This window comes from Streptomyces sp. GESEQ-35 (assembly GCF_017948485.1).
Classification (GTDB): Bacteria; Actinomycetota; Actinomycetes; order Streptomycetales; family Streptomycetaceae; genus Streptomyces.
The window spans coordinates 1-25,228 of the sequence record NZ_JAFFSX010000020.1; the positions used below are offsets into that span (position 1 = coordinate 1).

Here is a 25,228-nt window from a genome sequence, read left to right on the forward strand (position 1 = left end):
GGAGCTGCGCAACGCGGGCAAGGCCTACGGCAACATCCATGCCCTGCACGGGGTCAACCTGAGGGTCCATCCCGGCAACGTCACCTGCGTGCTGGGCGACAACGGCGCCGGCAAGTCCACCCTGATCAAAATCATTTCCGGGCTGCACCAGCACACCGAGGGCGAGTTCCTCGTCGACGGCGAACCGGTGCACTTCTCCACCCCGCGCCAGGCTCTCGACCGCGGCATCGCGACCGTCTACCAGGACCTCGCCGTGGTCCCCCTGATGCCGGTGTGGCGCAACTTCTTCCTCGGCTCCGAGATGACCAAGGGCCCCTGGCCCGTCCGCCGTCTCGACATCGAGAAGATGAAGAAGACCGCCGACGAGGAACTGCGCAACATGGGCATCCTCCTGGACAACCTGGAACAGCCCATCGGCACCCTCTCCGGCGGCCAGCGCCAGTGCGTGGCGATCGCCCGCGCCGTCTACTTCGGCGCCCGCGTCCTCATCCTCGACGAGCCCACCGCCGCCCTCGGCGTCAAGCAGTCCGGTGTCGTCCTCAAGTACGTCGCCGCCGCCCGCGAGCGCGGCCTCGGCGTCATCTTCATCACCCACAACCCCCACCACGCCTACATGGTCGGCGACCACTTCAGCGTCCTGCGCCTCGGAACCATGGAACTGAACGCCTCCCGCGACGACATCAGCCTCGAAGAACTCACCAACCACATGGCCGGCGGCACCGAACTCGCCGCCCTCAAGCACGAGTTGTCCCAGGTACGCGGCGTCGACGTCGAAGAACTCCCCGATGAGAAAGACCTCGCAGCCCTGTAGCGGCATATCCCCAGCAGGGCAAGGCCAAAAGCCCCAACTGCTGGGGGACTTGCCCCGTTGGCCGACGTCAGAACGACGTGTCCGGTGCCGCGTCACTGGTGCCTCGTACCACCAGCTTCGGGTCCAGCACTGCCTCCCGGGCTTCCAGCTCCGGATTCTCCAGCCGCTGCACGGCGAACCGCACGGCGTGCTCTGCCATGAGAGCAGCGTCCTGGCGGACGGTGGTCAGACCGATCGGCATCAGATGGGAGAGGTGGCTGTCGTCGTACCCGACGACGGACATATCGCGTGGGACATCAACGCCCGCCCGCGTCAACGCCATCAACAGGCCCCACGCACACCGGTCGTTGCCCGCGAGGACCGCCGTCGGCAGGCGTTGCCCCTGATCGCGCTCCGCCAGGAGAAGTCGGCCCGTCTCGATGCCCGACTCCTCCGTGTGCTCCCCGGGGATCACCCGCACCTCGGACTCCAGCCCGTGCCGGCGCATCGCGGCCCGGTAGGCACGCCGCCGCTCGGCCGATCCGGGTCCCCGGCCGCCGTCGATGTGCACGATCCTGCGGTGCCCCAGTTCGACGAGATGCTCCATGGCCTGCTGCACACCCTTGCCCTCGGCGCTGTGCACGAAGTCCACGCGGGCGCGGGGCACTCGGCGGCTGACCGAGACGGTCACCACCCGGTGTCCGAGTTCGTCGAGATACCTGGCCTCGGCCTCGGGGCCGAGCAGGATCAGCGCCTCGCAGCGGTGACTGAGCAGCGCCTCGGCCGCCTTCGCCTCGCTACGGCCATCGGTGGCCGCGGAGAGCAGGACGTCGTAGCCGAGGCGTTCGGCCTCGGGGTATATCCCCTGGATGAGGTCCGCGTGGAAGGTCTGGTGCACGGTGAACATCACGCCGAGCGTGCGGCTCCGGCCGCGGGCCAGCAGCCGGGCCGCGCTGTCGGGGTGGTAGCCGATTTCGTCGGCGACCCGCAGCACGCGCTCCCGGGTCTCCTCGCTCGCCCCTGGCTGACCGCGGAAGATGATCGAGACGAGCGCCCGGGACACCCCCGCTTTCGCGGCGACGTCCACCATCGTGGGCCGCCGCTTTCCCGACGCATCCACCTGTGATCCACCCTTCGACGTGCCCACCCTACGGCCCTCTCGAAATCTCCCAGCAACAAGGTATTGACATGACATTTGGACAGGGGTCATCGTACACAGACTAGAGCGCGCTAGTAGAGCGCGTTAGCGAACCTTTGAGAATCCCCGTCTCTGGCACGAAAAGGAAACCAGCGTGATGCCGTTCGAAGTGCTGACCATGGGCCGCGTGGGGGTGGATGTGTACCCGCTCCAGACGGGTGTGGGGCTGGCGGAGGTCACGTCGTTCGGCAAGTACCTGGGTGGCAGCCCGACCAATGTCGCCGTGGCCGCCGCTCGGTACGGCCGCTCGTCGGCCGTGATCACGAAGACGGGCCGGGACCCGTTCGGGGACTTCGTCCGTACGGCCCTGGAGGGTTACGGCGTCGACAGCCGGTTCGTCGGTACGTCGGACATCGCGCCGACGCCGGTGACGTTCTGCGAGATCTTCCCGCCGGACGACTTCCCGCTGTACTTCTACCGCCTGCCGAAGGCTCCCGACCTGGACATCCAGCCGGGCGAGCTGGACCTGGACGCGATCCGCGACGCACAAATCTTCTGGATCACCGGCACGGGGCTGAGCGAGGAGCCGAGCCGCTCGGCCACGCTCGCCGCGCTGGCGCACCGGGCGAAGTCCGGCCGGACGGTCTTCGACCTGGACTGGCGGCCGGCGTTTTGGAAAGGCACAGCCTGGGCCGACGCGGACCAAGCCCGCACCTACTACGCGGAGGCCCTGCGCCACACCACCGTCGCCGTCGGCAACCTCGACGAGTGCGACGTCGCCACCGGTGAGCGTGAGCCGTACGCCGCCGCGAAGGCGCTACTCGCCGCCGGCGTGGAGCTGGCCGTGGTGAAGCAGGGCCCGAAGGGCGTCCTGGCCATGGACCGGGACGGTTCGGCCGCCGAAATACCACCGGTCCCGGTGGACGTCGTCAACGGGCTCGGTGCCGGTGACGCCTTCGGCGGCGCGCTCTGCCACGGTCTGCTCTCCGGCTGGGACACCCGCCGCACGGTCGCCTTCGCCAACGCGGCCGGCGCCCTCGTCGCGGGGCGGCTCTCCTGCTCCGACGCGATGCCCACCGAGGACGAGGTTGACGCCAAGCTCGGCGAGGCGACCACCACCCCCATCGAACGAAAGGCGTGACGACGTGCCGTCCGACAAGCTGAGCCGGATCGTCGACGCCCGGGTCAACGACCCCGGCGCCATCGCGACGGCGGCAGCGCGCCGTGTGAAAGCCTCCTCGCTCCTCGGCGCCCACGGCAAGGCGATGATCGTCGCGGCCGACCACCCCGCCCGCGGCGCCAACGGCGTCGGCGCCGACCCCACCGCGATGGCCGACCGCTTCGAGTTGCTCGACCGCCTGTGCACGGCTCTGGAGCGGCCCGGCGTCACAGGTGTCCTCGGCACCGCCGACATCCTGGAGGACCTGCTGCTGCTCGGCGTCCTCGACGGCAAGAGCGTCTTCGGCTCCATGAACCGCGCCGGCCTCGCAGGCTCCGCCTTCGAGATCGACGACCGTTTCACCGGGTACGACGCCGGGACGATCGCCGCGATGGGCTTCGACGGCGGCAAGATGCTCACCCGTATCGCCCTCGACGACCCGGCGACGCCCTCGGCCCTGGAGACCACCGCCCGCGCCGTCAATGAGCTGAACGACCGTCAACTCATCGCCATGATCGAGCCGTTCCTCTCGACCTGGCAGGACGGCAGGATCCGCAACGACCTCTCGACGGACGCCGTCGTCAAGTCGATCACCATCGCCTCGGGTCTGGGCCGTCGCACCGCCTACACCTGGCTGAAACTGCCCGTCGTCGACGACATGGAACGCGTCCTGGCCTCCTCCACCTTCCCGGCACTGCTGTTGGGCGGCGAGGTCAGCGACCCCGAAGCGGCCTTCGCGTCCTGGGGCAAGGCCCTCAAACAGCCCACCGCACAGGGCCTGGTCGTCGGCCGCTCCCTGCTCTATCCCTCCAGCGGCGACGTCGCCGGCGCGGTCGACAAGGCGGTGAGCCTGCTGTGAGCAGCAAGTACCACCTGCCAAAGGGGGCTTCGGCCGACGTGCCCTACGACCTTGTGATCACGCCCGAGTCGGCGGGCTGGGGATACTCCGGCCTCAGGATCCTGACCCTGGGGCCGGGCGAGGCGCACACCCTGTCCACCGGAGAGTCCGAGTTCCTGGTCCTGCCGCTGACGGGCTCCTGCACCGTCACCACGGACGGCAGGGTGTTCGAACTCGCCGGCCGGACAGGCGTGTTCGCCTCAGCCACCGACTTCGCCTACCTCCCCCGCGAGTCGGAGGCCCTGATCAGCAGCGCGCACGGTGGGACGTACGCGCTGCCCTCCGCCCGTACCGAGCGGAGCTCACTCTCCGCTCGGTACGGGCCCAAGGAGGACGTGCCGGTCGAACTGCGCGGCGCCGGAGCCTGCTCCCGCCAGGTCAACAACTACTGCCTGCCCGGCACCTTCGCGGCCGAGCAGCTGCTGGTGTGCGAGGTGCTCACACCCGGCGGCAACTGGTCCTCCTACCCACCCCACAAGCACGACGAGGCCCGGCCGGGTGTCGAGTCGGAGCTGGAGGAGATCTACTACTTCGAGGTCGCTGGCGAAGGCGGCTTCGGCTACCAGCGGGTCTACGGCACCGTGGAGCGGCCGATCGATGTGCTCGCCGAGGTCCGCTCCGGCGACACCGTGCTGATCCCGCACGGCTGGCACGGCCCGTCAATCGCGGCGCCCGGCTACGACCTCTACTACCTCAACGTCATGGCAGGACCGGGCCAGGACCGCGCCTGGCTGATCTGCGACGACCCCGCCCACGGCTGGGTGCGCACGACGTGGGACTCGCAGGACATCGATGACCGGCTGCCGTTCGGAGCCGAGGAGACCGAGTGATGGAAACGATCAGGCTCACCACCGCCCAGGCGCTCGTGCGTTTCCTGGCCAACCAGTACAGCGAGCGCGACGGCCAGGAGCAGCGGCTGATCCCCGGGGTCTGGGGCATCTTCGGGCACGGCAACGTCGCCGGCATCGGACAGGCACTGCTACAGGCCGCTGTCACCCAAGAGGCCGATCTGCCCTACTACCTGGCCCGCAACGAACAGGGCATGGTGCACGCCTCCGTCGCCTACGCCAAGATGCGCGACCGGCTCGCCACCTTCGCCTGTACGGCGTCGACCGGCCCCGGCTCCACGAACATGATCACCGGGGCGGCTCTGGCGACGACCAACCGGCTCCCCGTTCTGCTGCTGCCCAGCGACATGTTCGCGACCCGGGCCGCCGACCCGGTGCTCCAGCAACTGGAGGACACCCGGGGCGGGGACGTCACAGTCAACGACGCTTTCCGCGCCGTATCGAAGTACTTCGACCGCGTCTCGCGTCCCGAGCAGCTGATCCCGGCCGCCCTGGCCGCGATGCGGGTGCTGACCGACCCGGTGGAGACCGGCGCGGTCACCCTCGCCCTGCCGCAGGACGTGCAGGCGGAGGCGTACGACTGGCCACTCGCCTTCTTCCGGCGGCGGGTCTGGCACGTGGGCCGCCCGGTCCCGGAGCCGGCCGCCGTCGAACGGGCGGCACGGCTGCTGCGCGGCGCGAAGAAGCCGCTCGTCGTGGCCGGTGGGGGTGCTGTGTACTCCGGTGCCGAGACCGCGCTGCGCGCCTTCGCCGAGGCCACCGGCATCCCGGTCGCGGACACACACGCGGGCAAGGGCACGGTGCCGTGGGACCACCCGCAAGCGGTGGGCGGCATCGGCTCGACGGGCTCGTACGCGGCCAATGAACTGGCTCGCGAATCCGATGTCGTGCTCGGCATCGGCACCCGCTACTCCGACTTCACCACCGCCAGCCACACCGTCTTCGGCAACCCGGACGTCACCTTCGTCAACCTCAACGTGGCCCGCCTGGACGCCGTCAAGCACTCGGCGGAACCGCTGGTGGCCGACGCACGGCTCGGCATACAGGCCCTCGCGGGCGCGCTGACGGACTGGGAAGTCGACCCGTCCTACCGGACAAGGACCCGCCAACTGATCGCCCGCAACCGGGAGATCGAGGACCGCTGTTTCACCGTCGGCCATGACCCCCTGCCCGCCCAGACCGAGATCCTCGGCGCACTCAACGAGGTCCTGGACGACCGCGCTGTAGTGATCAACGCGGCCGGGTCCATGCCCGGAGACCTCCAACAACTCTGGCGCGCCCGGGATCCCAAGGCCTATCACGTGGAGTACGCGTACTCCTGCATGGGCTACGAGATCGCCGCCGGTGTCGGCGTCAAGATGGCCGACGCCACCCGCGAGGTCGTCGTACTCGTGGGTGACGGCTCGTATCTGATGATGGCCCAGGAGATCGCGACCATGGTCTCCGAGGGCCTGAAAGTCATCGTCGTCCTCGTCCAGAACCATGGATTCGCCTCCATCGGCTCGCTTTCGGAATCACTGGGTTCGCAGCGGTTCGGCACCAAGTACCGCTTCCGGGACGGGGATTCGGGACTGCTCGACGGTGACGTACTCCCCGTCGACCTGGCCGCCAACGCCTCTTCGCTGGGTGCCGACGTGCTGCACGCCGCCTCCGTCGACGAGTTCCGTACGGCGATGGAGAAGGCGAAGGCCGCCCATCGGACCACCGTCGTCCACGTCGAGACCGACTTGTACGGGCCCAACCCGCCCGGCCACGGCTGGTGGGACGTGCCGGTCGGCCAGACCTCCGCGCTGGAGTCCACCCGCACCGCGTACGAGACGTACGCAGCCCACAAGCAAGCCCAGCGGCACTACCTGTAAGGACACCCTCACGTGAAGACCATCCCGCACTGGATCAACGGCAGCCCCGCCCAGGGCTCCGCCGCCAACACCCAGCCGGTGTTCAACCCGGCCACCGGCGCCGAGCAGGCCCAGGTGATCCTGGGCGGCCCGGCCGACGTGGACACCGCCGTCCAGGCTGCCTCCGCAGCCTTCGAGACCTGGTCGGAGTCCTCGCTGACCCAGCGCACCCAGGTCATGTTCGCCTTCCGCCAGCTCCTCGTCGAGCACGAGGAAGAACTCGGCCGGATCATCTCCGCCGAGCACGGCAAGACCGTCGACGACGCCCGCGGCGAGATCACCCGCGGCCGGGAGGTCGTGGAGTTCGCCTGCGGACTCGGCGACGTGTTGAAGGGATCCTTCTCCGACCAGGTCTCCCGCGGCGTCGACGTCCACAACTTCCGGCAGCCGCTGGGCGTCGTCGCGGGCATCACGCCCTTCAACTTCCCCGCCATGGTGCCCCTGTGGATGCACCCGATCGCCATCGCGACCGGCAACACCTTCATCCTCAAGCCCAGCGAACGCGACCCGTCGGCCGCCAACTTCGTCGCCGACCTGTACAAGAAGGCCGGTCTGCCGGACGGCGTGTTCAACGTCGTCCACGGCGGCAAGGACGCGGTCGACGCGATCCTCACCCACCCCGGCATCGAAGCCGTCTCCTTCGTCGGGTCGACACCGATCGCCAAGTACGTACACGAGCAGGCCACTTCGCACGGCAAGCGGGTCCAGGCCCTCGGCGGTGCCAAGAACCACGCCGTCGTCCTGCCCGACGCCGACCTGGAGTTCGCCGCCAACCACATCACCGCCGGCGCCTACGGCTCCGCCGGCGAACGCTGCATGGCGGTGTCGGTGGCCGTCGCGGTCGGCGACGCCGCCGACGCACTGGTGGAGGTGCTGGAACGCAAGGCCCGCGAGGTGAAGGTCGGCCCTGGCCACGTTCCCGGCGTGGAGATGGGACCGCTGATCACCAAGGTCGCGCAGGAGCGCGTCGAGAACGCCGTCGCCACGGCCACCGAGCAGGGCGCCACCGTCGTCGTCGACGGCCGCGGGCTGAAGATCGACGGGCACGAGGACGGCTTCTTCACCGGCCCCTCCCTCCTCGACCATGTCACCGCCGAGATGGACGCCTACCGGGACGAACTCTTCGGCCCTGTCCTCGCGATCGTCCGCGTCGACACGCTCGATGAGGCCGTCGCCGTCATCAACGCCAACCCGTACGGCAACGGCACCGCGCTGTTCACCGCCTCCGGCGAGGCAGCGCGCCGCTTCCAGCGCAACGTCACGGTCGGCATGATCGGCGTCAACGTGCCGGTGCCTGTGCCGATGTCGTACTACTCCTTCGGCGGCTGGAAGGACTCCCTCATCGGCGACTCCCCCATCCACGGCCCCGAAGGCATCCGCTTCTACACCCGGCCGAAGGTCGTCACCACGCGCTGGCCCCAGCGGGCCCAACAGGTCACCGCCGGCTTCGACTTCCCCACCTCCAACTGAGTTTCCCTGTCCCCCCATCCCCGAAGGACACGTCATGGCAACGGCGCCAACAACCCCGCTCCGCACCACCGTCGGCAACCTGTGCCTGGGCTCCGCTCCCGACTCCTGGGGCATCTGGTTCCCCGAGGACGAGCACCAGGTGTCGTACACGCGCTTCCTCGACGAGCTTGCCGCCGCCGGCTACCAGTGGCTGGAGCTGGGCCCCTACGGCTACCTCCCCACCGACCCGCAGCGGCTGAAGGAAGAGCTGGACGCCCGTGGGCTACAGGTCTCCGGCGGTACCGCGTTCGGTGCGCTGCACCGGCCGGAAGGGTGGGACGAGATGCTCGCCCATGTCCGTCAGGTCGCCGCGCTGACCGCTGCCGCCGGCGCGCACCACCTTGTCCTCATCCCGCCCATGTACCGGGATGAGAAGACCGGAGCGTTCACCGAGTCGCCCGAGCTGACCGCCGTCCAGTGGGCGGGCTTCGGCCGCGCCGCCGACCGGCTCGGCAAGTTGCTGCTCGACGAGTACGACGTACGGCTGGTCGTCCATCCGCACGCCGACAGCCACATCCAGACCCAGCCGGAGATCGAGCGGCTGCTCAACGAGTCGGACTCCCGCTTCACCAACCTGTGCCTGGACACCGGACACGTCGCCTACGGCGGCGGCGACAACCTGGACCTGATCCGCCGCTTCGGCGAGCGGGTGGGCTACGTCCACATCAAGCAGATGGATCCCGAGGTGCTGGCCCAAGTCGCGGCCGAGGACCTGTCGTTCGGTGAGGCCGTCAAGCGCGGGGTGTGCGTCTCGCCCCCGGCCGGAGTGCCGAACCCGACCGATGTGGTGGCCGAACTCGCCAAGCTGGACGCCGAGTTGTTCGTGATCGTCGAGCAGGACCTGTACCCGTGCGCTCCCGAGGTACCGCTACCCATCGCGGTCAGCACCCGTGAGCACCTGGCCGGCTGCGGGCTGACGGGTACCCGTCGCCCGAACCCCGCCCGATAGGAGGCTGCCATGGACGTCAGGGACGACGCGACACAGGCAGCCACCGCCGCGCCCGCCGGGGCCGCCCCGCGGACGGTCTCCCGCCGGCTGCGGCTCATCACCGTCATCGCCACCTTCGGCGGACTCCTCTTCGGCTACGACACCGGCGTCATCAACGGCGCCCTGCCCTACATGACCGACGACCTGGGCCTGACGCCGGTCACCGAGGGCATGGTCACCAGCTCGCTCCTGCTGGGTGCGGCGCTGGGTGCGGTGACCGGCGGGCGGTTGTCGGACGCGCGGGGACGGCGCCGTACGATCCTCGTCCTCGCCGTGGTGTTCTTCGTCGGCGCACTCGGCTGCACGCTCGCGCCGAACACCGCCGTCATGGTGGTGGCCCGCTTCGTGCTGGGCCTCGCGGTCGGCGGTGCCTCGGTGACCGTGCCCGTCTACCTCGCCGAGGTCTCCCCAGCCGAACGGCGCGGCGCACTCGTCACCCGCAACGAACTCATGATCGTCAGCGGTCAGTTGCTGGCCTTCACCTCCAATGCCGTCATCGCCCGGGTGGGTGGTGAGTCGGGCGGAGTGTGGCGCTACATGCTCGTCCTGGCCACCGTGCCCGCCGTCGTGCTCTGGTTCGGCATGCTGGTCATGCCCGAGAGCCCGCGCTGGCTGGCCTCGAAGACCCGCTTCGGCGAGGCCCTCGACGTGCTCAAGCAGGTCCGCTCCCAGCAGCGCGCCGAGGCCGAACTCGCCGAAGTCTCCGCGCTCGCGGTCAAGGAGAACCAGCAGAAGCTGGGCGGCTGGCAGGACATGCGGACCACGCCGTGGCTGCGCAGGCTCATGTTCGTCGGCTTCGGCATCGCGATCGTGCAGCAGATCACCGGCGTCAACACGATCATGTACTACGGCACCCAGATCCTCACCGACGCCGGCTTCGCCTCCGACAGCGCACTGACCGCGAACATCGCCAACGGGGTCATCTCGGTGCTCGCCACCTTCGTCGGCATCTGGCTGCTGGGCCGCGTCAACCGCCGCCCGATGCTGATGACCGGTCAGATCGGCACGACAGCCGCCCTGTTGCTCATCGGAGTCTTCTCCCTGCTGCTGCCCTCGGGCGACGCCCGGGCCTTTGCCGTGCTCGCCATGACGGTCACCTTTCTCGCCTTCCAGCAGGGCGCCATCTCGCCGGTGACCTGGCTGATGCTGTCGGAGATCTTCCCGATGAGGATGCGCGGCTTCGGGATGGGTGTCGCGGCGGTGGTGCTGTGGCTGACCAACTTCGTGATCGGTCTCGTCTTCCCGTCCCTGGTGTCGGGGATCGGGATCTCCAACACCTTCTTCCTCTTCGTGGTGGCGGGGCTCTTCTCGCTCACCTTCGTCAAGCTCTACGTCCCTGAGACCAAGGGCCGCAGTCTCGAAACCCTCGAAGCCGAACTACGGGCGCGCTTCTCCCGACCCCTGACGCATAAGGAATGACCATGACCGTACGTGTAGGAGTCATCGGCGCCGGCTGGATCGGCAAGGAGCACATCCGGCGTCTCACCGACACCGTCAACGGCGCCCGCGTCACCGCGGTCACCGACATCGACGCGGCCCGCGCGGAGGAGGCGGCGGCGCCGGTCGGCGCCCGGGTGCTGCCCGACGGCGCGGCCGTGATCGCGGCGGACGACGTGGACGCCGTCCTCGTGACGTCCTGGGGCCCGACCCACGCCGAGCACGTGCTGACCGCGATAGCCGCCGGAAAGCCGGTGTTCTGCGAGAAGCCCCTCGCGACGACGGCCGAGGACTGCCGGAAGATCATCGAGGCCGAGACGGCGCACGGCCGCCGCCTGGTCCAGGTCGGCTTCATGCGCCGCTACGACGCCGGATACCGGCAGATGAAGCAGGCCATCGACACCGGCCGCATCGGTGAGCCGCTCATCGTGCACTGCGCCCACCGCAACCCCACCGTCCCGGAGTCCTACACCTCCGCCATGGCCGCCCTCGACACGGCCGTGCACGAGGTGGACGTCCTGCGCTGGCTGCTCGACGACGAGATCATCTCCACGCAGGTAGTCACCCCGCGCGCCACGAGCAAGCGGTTCGCCCACCTCAAGGACCCGCAGATCATGCTCTTCGAGACCGCCAAGGGCGTCCGCATCGACCTGGAGGTCTTCGTCAACTGCCAGTACGGCTACGACATCCAGTGCGAGGCGGTCGGCGAGAAGGGCCTCGTCCGACTGCCCGACCCGGCCGCGGTCGGCCTGCGCAGCGCGGGGCAGTACAGCACGGAGGTGCTCACGGACTGGGTGGCCCGCTTCGCGGACGCCTTCGACACCGAGTTCCGCGAGTGGATCGCGGAGATCGCCGCCGGCAACGAGCCCACCGGTCCCTCGGCGTGGGACGGCTACGCCGCCACCGTCATCACCAGCGCGACCGTCGAAGCCCTGGAGTCGGGCCGCGTCATCGCCACCGACCTCAAGCCCCGCCCCGCGTTCTACGGAGGAACCGCGTGAAGATCGCCCTCGACCCCTACATGTTCCGCGCCCTGCCCATCGACGACATGGTGCGCACGGTCGCCGAACTCGGCTACCGGCACATCGAGTTGTCACCCCGCGACGACTTCATGCCGTTCTTCCTGCACCCGCGGGCCGACGACGAACGGATCGCGGAACTGAAGAACTCCCTGCGCACACACGGCGTCCAGCTCTCCTCCGTGCTGCCGCTGTACAAGTGGTCCTCGCCCGACGAGACCGAGCGGCAGACCGCAGTCCGCTACTGGAAGCGCATGATCGAGATCACCTCCGACCTCGAATGCCCGCTGATGAACAGCGAGTTCAACGGCCGCCCCGAACACGCCGCCGAGAGCGAGGCCGCGTTCTGGCGCTCGATGGAGGAGCTGCTGCCCCTCTTCGAGCGAGAAGGCATCGCACTCAACCTGGAGGCCCACCCGGACGACTTCTGCGAGGAGAACACCCCCGCCGTCGACCTCGTCCGCGCAATCAACAAGCCCTGGGTGAACTACCTCTACTGCGCGCCCCATTCCTTCCACCTCTCCGGCGCCTCGGAGGTCGGCGCCGACATCGCGGCGATGATGCGCTACGCGGGCGACAAGCTCCAGCACGTCCACGTCGCCGACTCCTTCAACCACAAGGGCTCCAGCGGGCTGCGCTACATCCTCAACCCGCCCGGCACCCCGGCCCGTATCCACCAGCACCTCGACATAGGCCAGGGCGAGGTCGACTGGAACGCCTTCTTCGGCACCCTGCGCGACCTCGGCTTCGACGGCGTCGCCACGGCCTGTGTCTTCGCCTGGGAGGAGCGGGCTCGCGACTCCTCGGCGTTCATGCTCGACCGCATCACCAAGGAGCTCGCCGGGTGATCGACCTCCCCGTCAGGGCGAAATGAAACACCCTCCAGGTGTACGGGAATCGGGTTGGGCTCGGTGACATCTCTCATCGAACCCACCACCCGAAAGCCGAGAGCCCGTCGAGGCTGGGGAGGGTCTTGGACTGGCCGGAGCACCAGGAGTTCAGGCGCCCGCGCAGAGGGGCGCGGCGATCCACCGTCTGACTGGCGACGAGGTCGCAGCACGTGGTGGCCGCTCCATCTCCGTGGTCGTGCCCATGCCGCGGGCGCGGGCGACGTCGTGGACCACCGCCGCCGCGGCAACATCGAGCGCGGCGTGGCCCGTCGACTTGAAGACTGTCAGCTCGGTGGGTCCTCGACGGCCGGGATGGTGGCAGTCGAGGACCGAGCCGAGGAGGGTGATCCGGTGTGGCGGGATGCCCTGGAGTTCGTGGGCCCCGGCCGGTGGAACCGAGGCGGCGACACCCGGCCATTCGACGAAGAGGGATCCGGTACGGACGGTGTCCGGGGCGAGTTCGTGGCCGTGGGAACCTCCGACGGAGCTGATGTGGGCGCCCTTGGCCGGCCACGAGGGGTCGAGCACGGGTTCCCGGGCGCTGGTGCAGCACCCCGACGACGAGTAGCCGTGAGGCCGGCCTGCGGGTCAGCGCATGGTCGGGCGGTCACAGTCCCTTTTCTTGAGCACGCGATCCAGATAAGTTACGGTGGGGTCATGGCAAGGACCCGGGAGTTCGACACCGAGGCGGCGGTGAGCCGCGCGATGGAGCTGTTCTGGACGCGCGGCTACGAGGCCACCTCGGTGCGCGACCTGACCCAGCGGTTGGGGATCGGGCAAGGGTCCTTGTATGCCGCGTTCAGTGACAAGGAGGGCCTGTACCGGGCGGCGCTGGAGCACTACCGCACCACCCTCGCGGCGGCCGCCCTGCGCAGCCTGGAGGAGGGGACGGAGGCCCGGTCGGCGATCCGTACGATGCTGGTCGAGCGGGTCCGTATCGCCGTGGAGGACAACGGCCGGGGCTGCCTGGTGGTCAATGCCGCCTGCGAGCGCCTGCCGGAGGATGCGGCGATCCGGCGCACCGTACGGGACATGCAGGACGCCAGCCGGGATGCGCTCGCCGAGGTGCTGCGGGTCGCGGCGGAGCGGGGCGAGATCGCGCCGCGGCACGACCCACACACCCTCGCCGCTTTCCTCGTCACCTTCCTCAACGGACTGCTGGTCTCCTCGAAGATCACGCCGGACGTCTGCACCCTCGAACCCCTCGTGGAGGTCGCGCTGGCCGCCCTCGACTGACTTTTTCATGCCCGAATTCCGTATCAGTCGATCCAGAAAAGCCGTCGGATCCAGCGCGGGCACAGGATCTGGCGCCGCCCACCCCTGCTTCATCGAAGACTTCGGAGGACCCATGCCCCCTGCACCCACCCCGAGTACGCCCGCTCTCGGCGACAGCCGCTGGAACACCTTCCCCGCGGCCGGCGCCACCCTGACAGCCCGCGACTTCTTCACCGCCACCGAGCCGCTGCTACAGGGCATCATCGATGACAACGCCCTCACCAGCGCCGACAGCGAGGTGCTGGAGGATCAGATCCGCGCGGCACTCGCTCTCGGCACCCGGGAGACCTCCCTCCCGCTGGCCATCGGCCCGGACAGTGCCTCGGCAACGCGTGAACTGGGCACGCAGGCCGAGACGATCGGCCAGGAGCTCGCCTCGTGGTCCACCGAGGCACTGGAGAGGCTGCTCACCGATCCGGTACCGCTGCCCGCCGGTCCGCTGGTCGTCCGCAGCCATTGCTACGGCCACCTGCTCACCCCTCCCGCAGCCGATCTGCTCCGCCGCCGTCGCGGCGGACCGGTCACGATGCAGCTCTACAACGAGTGGCTGCACCAGATCGTCCTGCTGCGCGACGCCCTGCTGCCCTTCACCAACTGGCAGGACGTCCCGCTCCTGATCACACCAACCGGACTGCGGCACATCGAACCGGCCCGCGACGCGTTCCTCACCGAACTCCTGGTCCGCCAGATCCGGCACACCAGCATCGTGGCCTTCGCCCGCAACGTCGTCACCGGCACCTCCGGCCCGGCCGGCTACGGCTTCGAGGCGGGCGGCGGCACCGCCCTGCCCGCCGTCCTCGACCGGCCGCCCCTGACCGCGCCCCGGCACCTGCTGACCTGGCGCCCCAACCCGGCCGTCGACGAAACCGCCACGTATGTCGCCGAGGTGCAGGATTGCTACGCCGCACCCCGCACCCTCGTCGATGACCTGCCGCCCGCCACCACGACATCCGGCCCGCTCTCCGCCCGTACCGTCACCGAGCCGGTCGCCGACGGGACCCGCACCGCCGGCATCGAGATCACCCACGACGGCACCACCGCCCGCGTCGACCTCGGCCAGGCCCTGCGCGGCCACCGCTGCGCCCACCGACCGGGCCCCGCCGCCGGCGACGCACACTCCGATGCCGCGCCCCGCACCGCAGCTGTGTGGTCCGCACTGCGCACACCGGGACTGGTGTGGACGGAAGCAGGCGACGTCACCCTGGACGCCACCGGCCAGGACGACCTCGTCGTACTGGCCCTGCTCGGCCGGCTCTACCCGGAGAACGTCACCCTGCGCCCCGCCGGCCATTCCGCTGCCCTGACAACCGCGGACGGCACCGAACCGAGTCACCTGGTGACCCTCGTCGCCCCTCCGCAAACCCACTGACACCCGCATCGCGAAGCACACCAGGAAGGTTGCAAGACATGATGTTCGACCATGACGGAACGCCCGTCCGCACCGGCCGAGCCGCCGTCAACGGAACGAGTCTGCACTACCGCACAGCCGGGTCCGGCCCCGCGGTGGTGCTCCTGCACGGCGTGCCCAAGACCAGCTACCACTGGCGCCACCTCGTCCCGAAGCTGACGCCCCACTACACCGTCGTCGTCCCGGACCTTCGCGGTCTCGGCGACTCCGCCCGCCCGTCGAACGGCTACGACTCCGCGACGATGAGCGACGACATCGCCGAGCTGATGACCCACCTCGGACACGAGACGTACGCCGTGGCGGGTGAGGACTGGGGCGCGGTGATCGGCTACCAGCTCGCCGCCCGCCACCACAGCCACGTCACCGCTCTCGTGTTCGCCGAGGCCCTGTTCCCCGGATTCGGTTTCGAGGACCACACAGCCCTCACCCCCGAGAACGTCTCCAGCGGCATGCACCTGTGGCACCTGGGCTTCTACTTCCAGCCGGACATACCCGAGATGCTGATCGCCGGACACGAGCGCGAGCTGATCACCTACATGATCAAGTACGAGCGCAGCCACCCCGACAGCGCCACCCCCGACGCCGTCGACGAATACGTGCGCTGCTACTCCATGCCCGGCGGCATCCGCGCGATGCTCTCCATCTACCGGGCCATGCTCGTCGACGCCGAACAGAACCGGCAGTCCGCACAGAAGAAGCTGGACATCCCGGTCCTGGCCCTCGGCGGATCCGCGTTCATCGGCGACCGCAACGAGTCCCAGATGCGCCTCATGGCCCACGACGTCACCGGACATACCTTCGACGCCGGCCACGACCTTGCAGAGGAAGTACCCGACGAGATGGCCGACGTCGTCCTGCCGTTCCTGGCCACCCACCAGTAACCGCACCCGGCCGCCGAGGTTGGCGGGCTCCAAGCACTCCTCAGCGAAACGAAATTGAGCACCGGGCGCAACCCTGGAAACCCGGGAAAACACCGTCTACTGAGGTTGAACTCGTGGTGTCGTAGGAGCTGACGGCTGGCCGTCAGCCGCGGTGTCACCGGAGGCATGCGGTATCCACAAGGGGGCGGGCTGACCGCCGAACGGCAGCAGTTTCGTGAGGAGTTACGGCTCCAGGCGGCGGAACGGTTCGCTCGGATGAGGCGAACTCGGTGATCGCCAAGGACCTGCGGGTGAGCGTCCGTTCGGTGCAGCAGTGGCGACGGACGTGGGACGAGGGCGGTCCCCGGGCGCTGCGGTCGCAGAGGCCGGCATCGTTTCCGAGGCTGAGCGAAAAGCAGTTCGCGCAGTTGGAAGCGGAGCTGGCCAAGGGGCCGGCCGCGCATGGCTGGAAGGATCAGCGGTGGACGCCGGCGCGGGTCAAAACGGTGATCGGCCGGCGCTTCCACCTGACGTACACGATCCAGGGCGTGCGGAAACTCCTGGTCCGCAACGGCTGGTCCTGCCAGGTTCCAACCCGACGCGCTGTCGAGCGGGACGATGACGCGGTCGCCGGGTGGGTCAAGGAGGTGTGGCACTGCGCGGAAGACTCGCGGCGGCTCGTGGAGCCTGGCTCATCTTCGAGGACGAAGCCGGATTCTCCATGACGCCGCCGCAGACGAAGACCTGGTCACAACGCGGACACACACCGGTGGTGGGGGTCCGCGGCCGTTCCCGCAGACGGATATCCATTGCCGCACTGACCTGCTACAACCCCGGCCACCGCTCAAGGCTGATCTACCGGCCACGCAGAGACGACGGCCGACGCGACGGGCACAAAGCTTCTCCTGGCGCCACCTCAACCCCGTCGAAGGCATCTGGTCCCTCCTGCGACGCGGATGGCTCTCCAACGTCGCCTTCAGTACCCCCGAACGCCTCGACCAGTGCATCCGACGCGGCTTACGCCTCATCCAGTACCGCAGTCACCTCATAGACGGCTGCCTCGCCGAGACCGGCCTGATCATCGGACCCGCCTGATCAGCGACACGACACCACGAGTTCAACCTCAAGTAGAGGAGTTCGAGAGGCCGGTGGAGAAGCAGCCGACCGAAGTCCGTGCGGCCCGAGGGACCCCTCAGGCCGCCATCAGCGCCGCCAGGGCGCGGTCCATTGCGGCGTTGAACTCTTCCGGCGTCAGCGGCAGACGGGACTTGACGTCCCGACTCCACTGGTCGGCGAGGACCTCGGCGGAGCCCGCCTCAACACCGTCGAGCGCCGCGTCGGCCAGGTCCGACGGAGCGATCTTGTCCACGGGCCAGCCCGCCGCCATGTCGGTGTCGGCCAGGCCGAGGTGTACCGCTGTGACGAGCGTGCCCTGCTCGGCGAGCTCCAGGCGGACGCCGTTGGTCATGGCCCAGGCGGCGGCCTTGGTCAGGTGGTAGGCATTGGCTCCCTTGCCCCCGAACCACGACATGGCGGAGAGGACGTTGACGATCGCGCCCCCGCCGTTCCTGGCGAGCGCCGGTGCGAACTCCCGGATCATTCCCAGGTGGCCGAACATGTTGGTCTCCAGCTCGTGCCGCACCGCGTCCAGCGAACCGGTCACCAGGTCGGTCCCTGTACTGATTCCCGCGTTGTTGATGAGTAGCGAGACGTCCGGGGCGGCCTCGGCGGCGGCCCTCACGGATGCGGGATCGGTGATGTCGAGGGGCAGCACCTCGACCCCGGGCAGGTCCATGGTCTCCGGTCGGCGGGCCGTGGCGTAGACCTTGCGGGCGCCCCGTTCGAGCAGGCGCTGGGCGAAGGCGCGGCCCAGGCCGCGGTTGGCTCCGGTGACAAGGGCGACGGAGTTGTTGATATCCATGGCCGGTACGCTAAAACCTGACGCTAGCGTCAGAGGCAAGTGCTGGTCGTCAGCGCCAGGGGTGAGAGGAATCACCATGACTGTCACAGTGGCCGCAGCCGAGCGGTTGATCCGCATCGGCGAGGTGGCACGAGGTGCCGGCGTCTCAGTGCGCGCCGTGCGCTACTACGAGCAGCAAGGGCTGCTCATCGCGGAGCGCAGCCCGTCCGGCCAGCGCCTGTACCGGCAGGACGCCATCCCCCTGGTCCGCTTCTTCCAGCAGATGTTCGCCGCCGGCCTCACCAGCCGAAGGATCACCGAACTCCTGCCGTGCTGGGACTCCGGGCACACCGACGCCGAGCAACGAGCCATGCTGCGAGCCGAGCGCGAGCGCATCCAGGCCAAGATCGACGACCTGCAAGCCGCCCTGGACCACCTCGACGAAGTCATCGCGATCACGGACACGCACCCGTAGGCGCGGTCGGCCACACGTCTCATCAGCGATCTAACCCCGCTGTCTTGGTTGGGGCGATGAGGAGTCGTTGAGGGGGAATCGTTTGTCGGATGGCCGACGCGTTTTTCGGTGTTCGGGCAGGGCGGAGACCAGCGCGGTGGTCTGGTTCTCCAGGGTCTTTCCGGTCGTAGGCCGTCAGGGTTTGCCGGTCAGCCGGCAGGACGGTGTAGTGCGGCCATGCGATGGAAGGCCTTGATCGCTGATGGCCAGGCGGTGCGCGGAAGAGGGCGGGTGGGGTGGATGGTGGCCGGTCCATGCTCGGCGCGGTCCTGGACCCGGTACGCGGCGAGCGGCTTCAGGGCCGTGGGGCGTCCGGTTGTGCGGCTGGTGCCGGGTGCTGCGCGGACCGGGACCAGCTGGCCAGCAGCTTCAGGCGTTCCGCGGACGGGGACCCTGGTTCGGCGGTGGAGACGCCCAGGGTCTGCTCGGGGTCGTCGGCGGGGGTGAAGGCCTCGTAGCCCAGGACGAGGTCGCCGACGACGGGATGGTGGAAGCGCTTGGTGCCGTGGGTGCGTTGGAACACGTCGTGGTCGGCCCACCAGTGGCGAAAGTCCGTGTCCTGGACGGAGAGTTCGCCGATGAGCTCGGCCAGGGCGGGGTCATGCGGGTGACGTCCTGCGTACAGGCGAAGTGAGGCGACGATGCCGCGGGCGGCGTCTTCCCAATCGGCGTACAGGGTCCGGAAGTGGTCGTCGAGGAAGACCAGGCGCGCCATGTTGCGGCTGCGGGCGGGCAGGGCCTCGAAGTCCGTGTACAGGGCGCGGGCGAGGTGGTTGGCGGCCAGGACATCCATGCGGCGGCCGTAGACGAGGGCCGGGACGTCGGTGAGGCTGTCGAGCAGCAGTCGCAGACCGGGGCGGACACGCTGCGGGGGCAGTGGGCGGGGACGAGTGCGGGCCGGTTTGGCGATCCGGAACAGGTGGGCGCGCTCGAGATCGGTCAGGCGCAGGGCGCGGGCGATCGCGTCCAGGACGGATGCGGAGACATTGAGGTGGCGTCCGCGCTCCAGGCGGATGTAGTAGTCGACGCTGACGCCGGCGAGCTGGGCGACCTCCTCGCGCCGTAGGCCCGGAACGCGGCGGGCGCCGGGCTGGGGTGCCAGGCCCGCCTCCTCGGGGGTGTTCTTCGCGCGGCGCGAGCGGAGAAAGTCCCGCAGCTCGCTGTTCGGTTCCTGGGCCATGCCACCACCGTAGACCGGGATGACCTGGGAGTAGCTGCGCCAAAGGGGGTCTGCTGGACCCCCGGTCAGAGCGGGTCTCCCGCCCCGGCCGCGAGCGTGTTCGTCTGGTGGAAAGCACAGCAAGCACGCACCTGGAGGCCCCTGATGAAGCGCAGGATTCTCGGCGGCACCGGCATGTCGGTGAGCGAATACGCACTCGGCACGATGATGTTCGGCGCGATGGGCAACACCGACCACGACGAGTCGGTCCGTATGATCCACACGGCACTGGACGCCGGGATCAACCTCGTCGACACCGCGGACGTGTACTCCGGCGGCGAGTCGGAGATGATCGTAGGCAAGGCATTGAAGGGCCGCCGCGATGACATCGTCCTGGCCACCAAGTTCGGGCTGGCGATGGGCGAGGACCCCAACCGGGGCGGCGGCTCGGCCCGCTGGATCCGCCGCGCGCTGGAGGACAGCCTGCGCCGCCTGGACACCGACCACGTCGACCTGTACCAGATGCACCGCCCGGACCCGCACACCGACATCGACGAGACCCTCGGCGTCCTGTCGGACCTGGTCCGGGCCGGGAAGGTCCGTGCCATCGGCGGCTCGTTCTTCTCCCCCGAGGAGACCGTGCAGGCCCAGTGGACGGCCGAGCGCCGCGGCCACCACCGTTTCCGCACCGAGCAGTCGCCGTACTCGATCCTCACCCGCGGTGTGGAGAGCCGGGTGCTGCCCACCGCCCAGCGCTACGGCATGGGCGTGCTGACCTTCGGCCCGCTCAACTCCGGCTGGCTCTCGGGCCGCGCAGATCCCACTGCCGGGCACCGCAGCGCCGGCGCGGGGGCGAAGATGTTCGATCTCACGCAGCCGGGCGTAAAGGCCAAGGCCGACGCCGTGGGCGAACTGACCGCGCTGGCCGCTGAGGCCGGCCTGCCGCTGCCGCACCTGGCCACCGCTTTCGTCCGTGCCCATCCGGCGGTCACCGCGGTACTCATCGGCCCGCGCCGCCCCGACCAGCTGACTGACCTCCTCGCCGCGAACGCATACACCGGTCCCATGGCGGGAAGTCGGCTGGCATCGCCCGCCACACCGGCAGCAGCGGCCGGACGGCCACCCACTCCGCGTCCGTCATGTGCGTTGGGTATCCCGCCTGATGTTGCTCGGTGATTCGCTGTCAACGAGCTGTCCAGGAGGCCGCGTACGTATGCGCCAAGCACCCCACGACCAGCCAATCGGAACTCCTGTTTGACGCGTATGTCACAAGATCGTAAAGATAGAAGTTGCCCAGAGACGAGTTACGCAGAGATGAGGGAGCCGCCCAATGCCGGAACATCGAACCTTGGACGACCACCTGCCGTTCGCCCTGGTCGACGTCTTCGCCGACACGCCACTGACCGGCAACCCGTTGGCCGTAGTCGACGTGAGCCACCTCGACAACGACCCGCCCGTAGCGTGGATGCAGAAGGTAGCGCGGGAGTTCAACCAGGCCGAGACGACGTTCATCGTGCGTCCGACAGCCACTGCGGGCCGGGATGTCGCGGCCCGACTGCGTTCCTTCACTGCCGGCGGGACCGAGGTCTTCGGGGCCGGCCACAACGCCTTGGGAGCATGGTGGTGGCTCTTCGAGACCGGCCGTGTGACACGGCCGGACGATGGTGGCCGTGTCTCGCAGCAGATCGGCGACCGGGAATCGGACGTCCTCGTCCTCAAAGACACGATCGGGATGGTGCAGGAGCCGGCACGCTTCGGCGAGCGGGCGGAGCCGGCGGCCGTAGCCGACGCGCTACGGCTGCACGTTGAAGATCTCGACCTCTCGCTGACCCCGCAGAGCGTCGACACCGGTGCCAATCACCTCCTCGTCGCGATCACCGACACTGCGGCGCTGGCGCGATGTGCGCCCGAGAAGGCCGCGTTGGTCCAGGTGACACGCGCGTGCCACGCACAGGGTTTCTACGCGGTGGTCATCGGCGACGAACGCCCCGTGACCGACGTGTCGGCACGATTCTTCAATCCCGGCTCCGGACTCGACGAGGACCCAGCCACCGGAAGCGCCGCCGGCCCGCTGTGCGCACGCCTGGACCATGTCGGCCTGCTCGGCGTCTCCAAGCGGCTGACCATCGCACAGGGCGAGTCCATGGCTCGGCCCAGCGTCATCAACATCCATCTCGACGACCGTTCCCGGCCCGTGGTCACAGGTCGCTGCGCCATCTCCGTCGAAGGTCGTTTGAGGAGGGGAGAGTTCAATGTGGTGAGGTGATCTGCCTCCCCACAACAGCTGCCAGGACGGCGGAAGAAGGACGAAGGGCTGATCAGGCACCCGCCCAGTCTCTCAGCTCAGCCAGGCGAGCGAGGGCGCTGGGATTGCCGGCGTCAGCAGCGATCCGGGCGAGTTGATCGGCTTGGCGTCTGTCTCCTGCCATTTCGCGCATAATCGCGACCCGTGCCATGGCATGTGTGTCTCCCGCATCAGCCGCAAGCCGGGCCAGTTCCTCGGCCCCTTCCTGGTCCCCCGCGGCTTCCCGCATGTCAGCCAGTCGCACCAGGGCAGTCGTGCTTCCTCTTTGAGCAGCCTGCTGGGCAAGACGGGCTGCGCCTTCCCGATGCCCGGTGAGTTCACGCATCTCGGCAAGTCGGCCGAGGGCGCTGGTGTCGCCGGCGTCAGCCGACAGCCGCGCCAGTTTCTCAGCTCCCTCTCGGTCTCCTGATGCTTCCCTCAGGTCGGCCAAGCGGGCCGCGGCGCTGGGGTTTCCAGTCGCAGCGGCCTCCCGGGCGAGGTGTTCTGCTCCCTCTGGGTCTCCGGCGGCCACTTTCATCTCGACGAGTCGGGCTACCGCGGTGGGATTGCCCGCCTCTGCGGCCTGCTGGAAGAGCCGCTCAGCTCCTTGCAGGTCCCCGGCCGCCTCGCGGATGGCAGCGATACGGATCAAGGCGAAGCGATGACCGGCCTCGATGGCCTGTTGTGCCAGCGTCTCAGCCTCTTTGTATGCACCTGCTGCCTCACGCATCTCGGCGAGCCGGACCAGGGCGAAGGACTGGCCGGCGCGTGCGGCTCGCCGGGCCAGTTGCTCGGCTTCTTCTCGGCGGCCGGCTGTCTCCCGCTCGGCGGCGAGCCGTGCGAGCGCGCTCGCGTTTCCTACCCGGCCAGCGCGTTGGTAGAGACGCTGGGCTTCGCTGCGGGCTGTCGGCCCGCCAGTCTCTCGGATCGCGGCAAGCCGGACGAGTGCCGTGGTGTCGCCGGCCTTGGCGGCCAACTGTCCCAGCCGTTCAGCCCCCTGAGTGGCTCCTGCCAGCTCTCTGATCTCCGCCAGACGGACGAGCGGGCCGGTGTCGCCTGCTGCGGCAGCCCGCATGGCGAGTTCTTCGGCCTGTTTGCGGTTCCCGTCGGCTTCATGAATCTCTGCGAGCCGGCCCAGTCCCCTGGTGTCGCCCGCGTCGGCGGCCCGCTGCGCGAGGGCCTCGGCCTCCTCACTGTGCCCGGCCCTGTGACGTATGACGGCCAGCCGGACGAGGGCAGCGGTACTCCCTGCGTCGGCGGCTTTACGAAGGAGCTGGTCCGCTTCTCCGCCGGCGCCATTTACCCGTCGGATCTCGGCAAGCCGTGCGAGGGCGTCCGTGTTACCCGAGTCGGCAGCCCGTTGGGCGAGTTGCTCGGCCCAATGGAATCGGTGGCGCATCCGGGCAGCGTCAGCGAGATTGATGAGGCTTTCGGGGGTGAGATGGTCGTGTGCTGCCTGCCAGAACGACTCCGGAGGGCACAGGCGTGCGCGGCTGCGTCGTCCGTGTTGTTCCAAGTAGTCGGCGAGCCGATAGGAATGCGACGGTGCAGGCTCCGCCAGGGAGGGTCTTCGGGCGGGACGGGGCCTGATGCGCCGTAGGAGAGCAAGGCGTCCGAGGACAGGTGAGGTCACGTCGCCGAACGCCTGATCAAGCCAGTTGACTGCGAGATCGTCGTAGTCATCGTCGCTGAGGTAGTCGTCAACGGCCTGTTCGAGAAAGCCGACCGGCAGGTGCAGTCCCGCTCCGAGGCGTCGTGCGTCCATGGCGACTTCAAGCAGAGCGCGAACGGGCGGGTCGGCTGTCTCGTAGCGGCGCAAGAGCTCCGGCGCTCCCGCGAGGAACTGGGTCAGCCGGCCGCTGTCGGTGTGTTGCAGCGCATGGGCGAGTTGGCGGTCGCCGGCGGCGGCAAGGGCCCTGGCCTTGTTGATGGCAATGTGATCGAAGCGGTCCGGCAGGGTGATGAGGCGTCCGGCCAGTAACGCGCGAGCCTGCGGGTGCGGGTCTGGACCCCCAGGGCGTGGCAGGGCCATGTAGTCGTTCTGGTACTCGGGCCACAAGGTTCCCAGGACCAGCACCGGGCTGAGCGATACCTCGGTGAGCAGCCGGTGGACGGCGGCAGCAATCCGTTCACCGCTCTCGTCACCGAGGTACTGCTGGGCATCGTTCAGCCAGACGACGGTCCGCGGCTCGACCCGGTGCAGATCGGCAAGTGCGGCTTCGGCCCGTGTGGGATCGAAGGGATGCCACAGCCGCCATCCGAGAGCAGCCAGCGGCTGTACGGCCTCCCAGCAGGCGCGTGTCTTGCCGGTTGACGACGACCCCACCAGGACAGCCATACCGCTGTGCCCTTCGTCGGCCGCCTCGACGACGGTTGCGAGATGCTCGTCGTGCGGGCGACGTACGTAGGCGGGCAGCGTCCCGGTTCTGCCCGGCCCGTTTCGGTCTCTTGGACCGCTGGGGCCGTAGCCTGGAGCCGGTGCCTCGACGGCAAAATGGACTTCCAGATCATAGGGGTCCCACAGGCGGATCGGCCGGCCCAACGCTCCGGTGTCGGCGCTGGCGGCGGGGCCGCGCCCGTATACGGTCTCAAGGAGGCCCAGCAGCACGTTCACGTCCAGGCGCAGAGCTCGTCCCAGCGCTCCGACCGTGTCCGCGGATGGCCCCGGCGCTCCGGGGCTCAGTGCCCGACTGACCGTTGTGCGCCCCAGCCCAGCCGCACGCGCGAGTTGAGTCTGATTGATCCCCCGAGCTATCCGCCCCGTTTCAAGGCGAGACCGTAACTCCGCCAAAGCCGCTGCATCGCGCACATCTTCTGTCCCCACGCGGAGTCCCCCACCCCTGGCCGTGCTCAGCTTGTTCGCCCATGTTCATCTTCGACCAGCGAACCATGATGAACGCTGCATCTCCGAAAGTCGGTGACTCGACAGCACGTATGCCGACCTGTAGGGATGTTCAGCCATGTCCGACCACTGCGCCGTGGTTTTCCTCGCATGTGCCCTGGTGACCCTGACCGGGGTCCTCATCGCAGTCGCAGCCGGCTACCTTGCCCGCCGCGATCACGCCTCATATCCAACGGCAGTGACCCGGGCGGCTGTTGCCTTCACCGCCACCCTCATGCTGGCCACCTCTCTGGTAACGGCTCTCGCCGACGTGGCACGAAGGTGACGGGCCATCCCCATCCTGTGCTCTGCCTCCACCAGCGGGACAACATCGCCGAGGGCCTGCGCCATCACGGGCGTAAACCACAGCACC

General features: G+C 69.0%; 20 protein-coding genes and 3 pseudogenes. 18 read left to right on the forward strand and 5 right to left on the reverse strand.

Annotated elements, in window-relative coordinates; all coding sequences use genetic code 11:
• A partial coding sequence (locus KCH87_RS31425) for an ATP-binding cassette domain-containing protein (RefSeq protein ID WP_210590108.1) occupies window positions 1-811 on the forward strand: 811 nt, incomplete at its 5' end.
• Window positions 812-878: 67 nt separating this feature from the next.
• Here KCH87_RS31425 and KCH87_RS31430 read toward each other — a convergent pair.
• A complete protein-coding gene (locus KCH87_RS31430) occupies window positions 879-1,880 on the reverse strand; it encodes a LacI family DNA-binding transcriptional regulator (RefSeq protein ID WP_210590529.1) in 1,002 nt (333 codons plus the stop codon).
• Between the two features lie 205 nt (window positions 1,881-2,085).
• On the opposite strand from KCH87_RS31430, the gene iolC reads away from it, so the two are divergent.
• Genes iolC through KCH87_RS31475 form a run of 9 tightly spaced genes read left to right on the forward strand, consistent with a single transcriptional unit; the run spans window position 2,086 to window position 12,532 of the window.
• On the forward strand, window positions 2,086-3,069 hold the full coding sequence (gene iolC / locus KCH87_RS31435) for a 5-dehydro-2-deoxygluconokinase (RefSeq protein ID WP_210590531.1): 984 nt from the start codon (window positions 2,086-2,088) through the stop codon (window positions 3,067-3,069).
• A gap of 4 nt (window positions 3,070-3,073) precedes the next feature.
• On the forward strand, window positions 3,074-3,946 hold the full coding sequence (locus tag KCH87_RS31440) for an aldolase (RefSeq protein WP_210590111.1): 873 nt from the start codon (window positions 3,074-3,076) through the stop codon (window positions 3,944-3,946).
• Window positions 3,943-4,815 carry a 5-deoxy-glucuronate isomerase gene (gene iolB / locus KCH87_RS31445; RefSeq protein WP_210590114.1) on the forward strand — a complete coding sequence of 291 codons (873 nt, stop codon included), beginning with the start codon at window positions 3,943-3,945 and terminating at the stop codon, window positions 4,813-4,815. The genes KCH87_RS31440 and iolB overlap by 4 nt, the downstream gene beginning before the upstream one ends.
• Window positions 4,815-6,692, forward strand: coding sequence for a 3D-(3,5/4)-trihydroxycyclohexane-1,2-dione acylhydrolase (decyclizing) (gene iolD, locus KCH87_RS31450; protein ID WP_210590117.1), 1,878 nt, complete (start codon window positions 4,815-4,817; stop codon window positions 6,690-6,692). The genes iolB and iolD overlap by 1 nt, the downstream gene beginning before the upstream one ends.
• 12 nt (window positions 6,693-6,704) lie before the next feature.
• Window positions 6,705-8,201, forward strand: coding sequence for a CoA-acylating methylmalonate-semialdehyde dehydrogenase (locus KCH87_RS31455; RefSeq protein ID WP_210590120.1), 1,497 nt, complete (start codon window positions 6,705-6,707; stop codon window positions 8,199-8,201).
• Between the two features lie 34 nt (window positions 8,202-8,235).
• Complete coding sequence (locus KCH87_RS31460) at window positions 8,236-9,189, forward strand: TIM barrel protein (protein WP_210590123.1); 954 nt, start codon at window positions 8,236-8,238, stop codon at window positions 9,187-9,189.
• A gap of 9 nt (window positions 9,190-9,198) precedes the next feature.
• On the forward strand, window positions 9,199-10,647 hold the full coding sequence (locus KCH87_RS31465; protein WP_210590126.1) for a sugar porter family MFS transporter: 1,449 nt from the start codon (window positions 9,199-9,201) through the stop codon (window positions 10,645-10,647).
• 2 nt (window positions 10,648-10,649) lie between these two features.
• Window positions 10,650-11,666 carry a Gfo/Idh/MocA family protein gene (locus KCH87_RS31470; protein WP_210590129.1) on the forward strand — a complete coding sequence of 339 codons (1,017 nt, stop codon included), beginning with the start codon at window positions 10,650-10,652 and terminating at the stop codon, window positions 11,664-11,666.
• Entirely contained in the window at window positions 11,663-12,532 is an 870-nt protein-coding gene (locus tag KCH87_RS31475; RefSeq protein WP_210590133.1) for a sugar phosphate isomerase/epimerase, read from the forward strand. The genes KCH87_RS31470 and KCH87_RS31475 overlap by 4 nt, the downstream gene beginning before the upstream one ends.
• A 150-nt stretch (window positions 12,533-12,682) precedes the next feature.
• Here the strand turns inward: KCH87_RS31475 and KCH87_RS31480 are convergent.
• Window positions 12,683-13,111, reverse strand: a pseudogene (locus KCH87_RS31480) (hypothetical protein); the annotation flags it as partial.
• 120 nt (window positions 13,112-13,231) lie between these two features.
• On the opposite strand from KCH87_RS31480, the gene KCH87_RS31485 reads away from it, so the two are divergent.
• From KCH87_RS31485 to KCH87_RS49415, 5 genes and pseudogenes are all read left to right on the forward strand, one after another.
• Window positions 13,232-13,810: a TetR/AcrR family transcriptional regulator gene (locus tag KCH87_RS31485; RefSeq protein ID WP_210590138.1), complete on the forward strand. Its 579-nt coding sequence runs from the start codon at window positions 13,232-13,234 to the stop codon at window positions 13,808-13,810.
• 112 nt (window positions 13,811-13,922) lie between these two features.
• Window positions 13,923-15,218, forward strand: coding sequence for a hypothetical protein (locus KCH87_RS31490; protein WP_210590141.1), 1,296 nt, complete (start codon window positions 13,923-13,925; stop codon window positions 15,216-15,218).
• A 38-nt stretch (window positions 15,219-15,256) separates the two neighbouring features.
• A complete protein-coding gene (locus KCH87_RS31495) occupies window positions 15,257-16,138 on the forward strand; it encodes an alpha/beta fold hydrolase (RefSeq protein WP_210590144.1) in 882 nt (293 codons plus the stop codon).
• Between the two features lie 165 nt (window positions 16,139-16,303).
• A pseudogene (locus KCH87_RS31500) lies at window positions 16,304-16,842 on the forward strand (winged helix-turn-helix domain-containing protein).
• Window positions 16,839-17,212 (forward strand): annotated as a pseudogene (locus KCH87_RS49415) (IS630 family transposase). Before KCH87_RS31500 ends, KCH87_RS49415 begins: the two co-directional pseudogenes overlap by 4 nt.
• A gap of 97 nt (window positions 17,213-17,309) precedes the next feature.
• Here KCH87_RS49415 and KCH87_RS31505 read toward each other — a convergent pair.
• Window positions 17,310-18,038, reverse strand: a complete 729-nt coding sequence (locus KCH87_RS31505) for an SDR family oxidoreductase (RefSeq protein WP_210590147.1) — start codon at window positions 18,036-18,038, stop codon at window positions 17,310-17,312.
• A gap of 76 nt (window positions 18,039-18,114) precedes the next feature.
• Between KCH87_RS31505 and KCH87_RS31510 the strand changes: the two genes are divergently transcribed.
• A complete protein-coding gene (locus KCH87_RS31510) occupies window positions 18,115-18,492 on the forward strand; it encodes a MerR family DNA-binding transcriptional regulator (RefSeq protein ID WP_210590149.1) in 378 nt (125 codons plus the stop codon).
• 334 nt (window positions 18,493-18,826) lie between these two features.
• On the opposite strand, the gene KCH87_RS31515 is transcribed toward KCH87_RS31510, so the two are convergent.
• Window positions 18,827-19,711 carry a helix-turn-helix domain-containing protein gene (locus KCH87_RS31515; RefSeq protein ID WP_210590152.1) on the reverse strand — a complete coding sequence of 295 codons (885 nt, stop codon included), beginning with the start codon at window positions 19,709-19,711 and terminating at the stop codon, window positions 18,827-18,829.
• Window positions 19,712-19,855: 144 nt separating this feature from the next.
• Between KCH87_RS31515 and KCH87_RS31520 the strand changes: the two genes are divergently transcribed.
• Both KCH87_RS31520 and KCH87_RS31525 read left to right on the forward strand, forming a co-directional pair.
• Window positions 19,856-20,866, forward strand: a complete 1,011-nt coding sequence (locus tag KCH87_RS31520; protein ID WP_247197117.1) for an aldo/keto reductase — start codon at window positions 19,856-19,858, stop codon at window positions 20,864-20,866.
• A gap of 154 nt (window positions 20,867-21,020) precedes the next feature.
• A complete protein-coding gene (locus KCH87_RS31525; RefSeq protein WP_210590153.1) occupies window positions 21,021-21,956 on the forward strand; it encodes a PhzF family phenazine biosynthesis protein in 936 nt (311 codons plus the stop codon).
• Between the two features lie 52 nt (window positions 21,957-22,008).
• Here KCH87_RS31525 and KCH87_RS31530 read toward each other — a convergent pair whose 3' ends face one another.
• Window positions 22,009-24,588 carry a transcriptional regulator gene (locus tag KCH87_RS31530; protein WP_308298961.1) on the reverse strand — a complete coding sequence of 860 codons (2,580 nt, stop codon included), beginning with the start codon at window positions 24,586-24,588 and terminating at the stop codon, window positions 22,009-22,011.
• Window positions 24,589-25,228: the final 640 nt, after the last annotated feature.

What these genes read in the sequence shown, in the direction of transcription:
- iolD (WP_210590117.1), top strand. Translation starts at nt 4,815, where the DNA reads ATGGAAACGATCAGGCTCACCACCGCCCAGGCGCTCGTGCGTTTCCTG.
- iolC (WP_210590531.1), top strand. Translation starts at nt 2,086, where the DNA reads ATGCCGTTCGAAGTGCTGACCATGGGCCGCGTGGGGGTGGATGTGTAC.
- KCH87_RS31490 (WP_210590141.1), top strand. Translation starts at nt 13,923, where the DNA reads ATGCCCCCTGCACCCACCCCGAGTACGCCCGCTCTCGGCGACAGCCGC.
- KCH87_RS31470 (WP_210590129.1), top strand. Translation starts at nt 10,650, where the DNA reads ATGACCGTACGTGTAGGAGTCATCGGCGCCGGCTGGATCGGCAAGGAG.
- KCH87_RS31495 (WP_210590144.1), top strand. Translation starts at nt 15,257, where the DNA reads ATGATGTTCGACCATGACGGAACGCCCGTCCGCACCGGCCGAGCCGCC.
- KCH87_RS31460 (WP_210590123.1), top strand. Translation starts at nt 8,236, where the DNA reads ATGGCAACGGCGCCAACAACCCCGCTCCGCACCACCGTCGGCAACCTG.
- KCH87_RS31525 (WP_210590153.1), top strand. Translation starts at nt 21,021, where the DNA reads ATGCCGGAACATCGAACCTTGGACGACCACCTGCCGTTCGCCCTGGTC.
- KCH87_RS31505 (WP_210590147.1), bottom strand. Translation starts at nt 18,038, where the DNA reads ATGGATATCAACAACTCCGTCGCCCTTGTCACCGGAGCCAACCGCGGC.
- KCH87_RS31510 (WP_210590149.1), top strand. Translation starts at nt 18,115, where the DNA reads ATGACTGTCACAGTGGCCGCAGCCGAGCGGTTGATCCGCATCGGCGAG.
- KCH87_RS31485 (WP_210590138.1), top strand. Translation starts at nt 13,232, where the DNA reads ATGGCAAGGACCCGGGAGTTCGACACCGAGGCGGCGGTGAGCCGCGCG.
- KCH87_RS31515 (WP_210590152.1), bottom strand. Translation starts at nt 19,711, where the DNA reads ATGGCCCAGGAACCGAACAGCGAGCTGCGGGACTTTCTCCGCTCGCGC.
- KCH87_RS31465 (WP_210590126.1), top strand. Translation starts at nt 9,199, where the DNA reads ATGGACGTCAGGGACGACGCGACACAGGCAGCCACCGCCGCGCCCGCC.
- KCH87_RS31520 (WP_247197117.1), top strand. Translation starts at nt 19,856, where the DNA reads ATGAAGCGCAGGATTCTCGGCGGCACCGGCATGTCGGTGAGCGAATAC.
- KCH87_RS31430 (WP_210590529.1), bottom strand. Translation starts at nt 1,880, where the DNA reads ATGGTGGACGTCGCCGCGAAAGCGGGGGTGTCCCGGGCGCTCGTCTCG.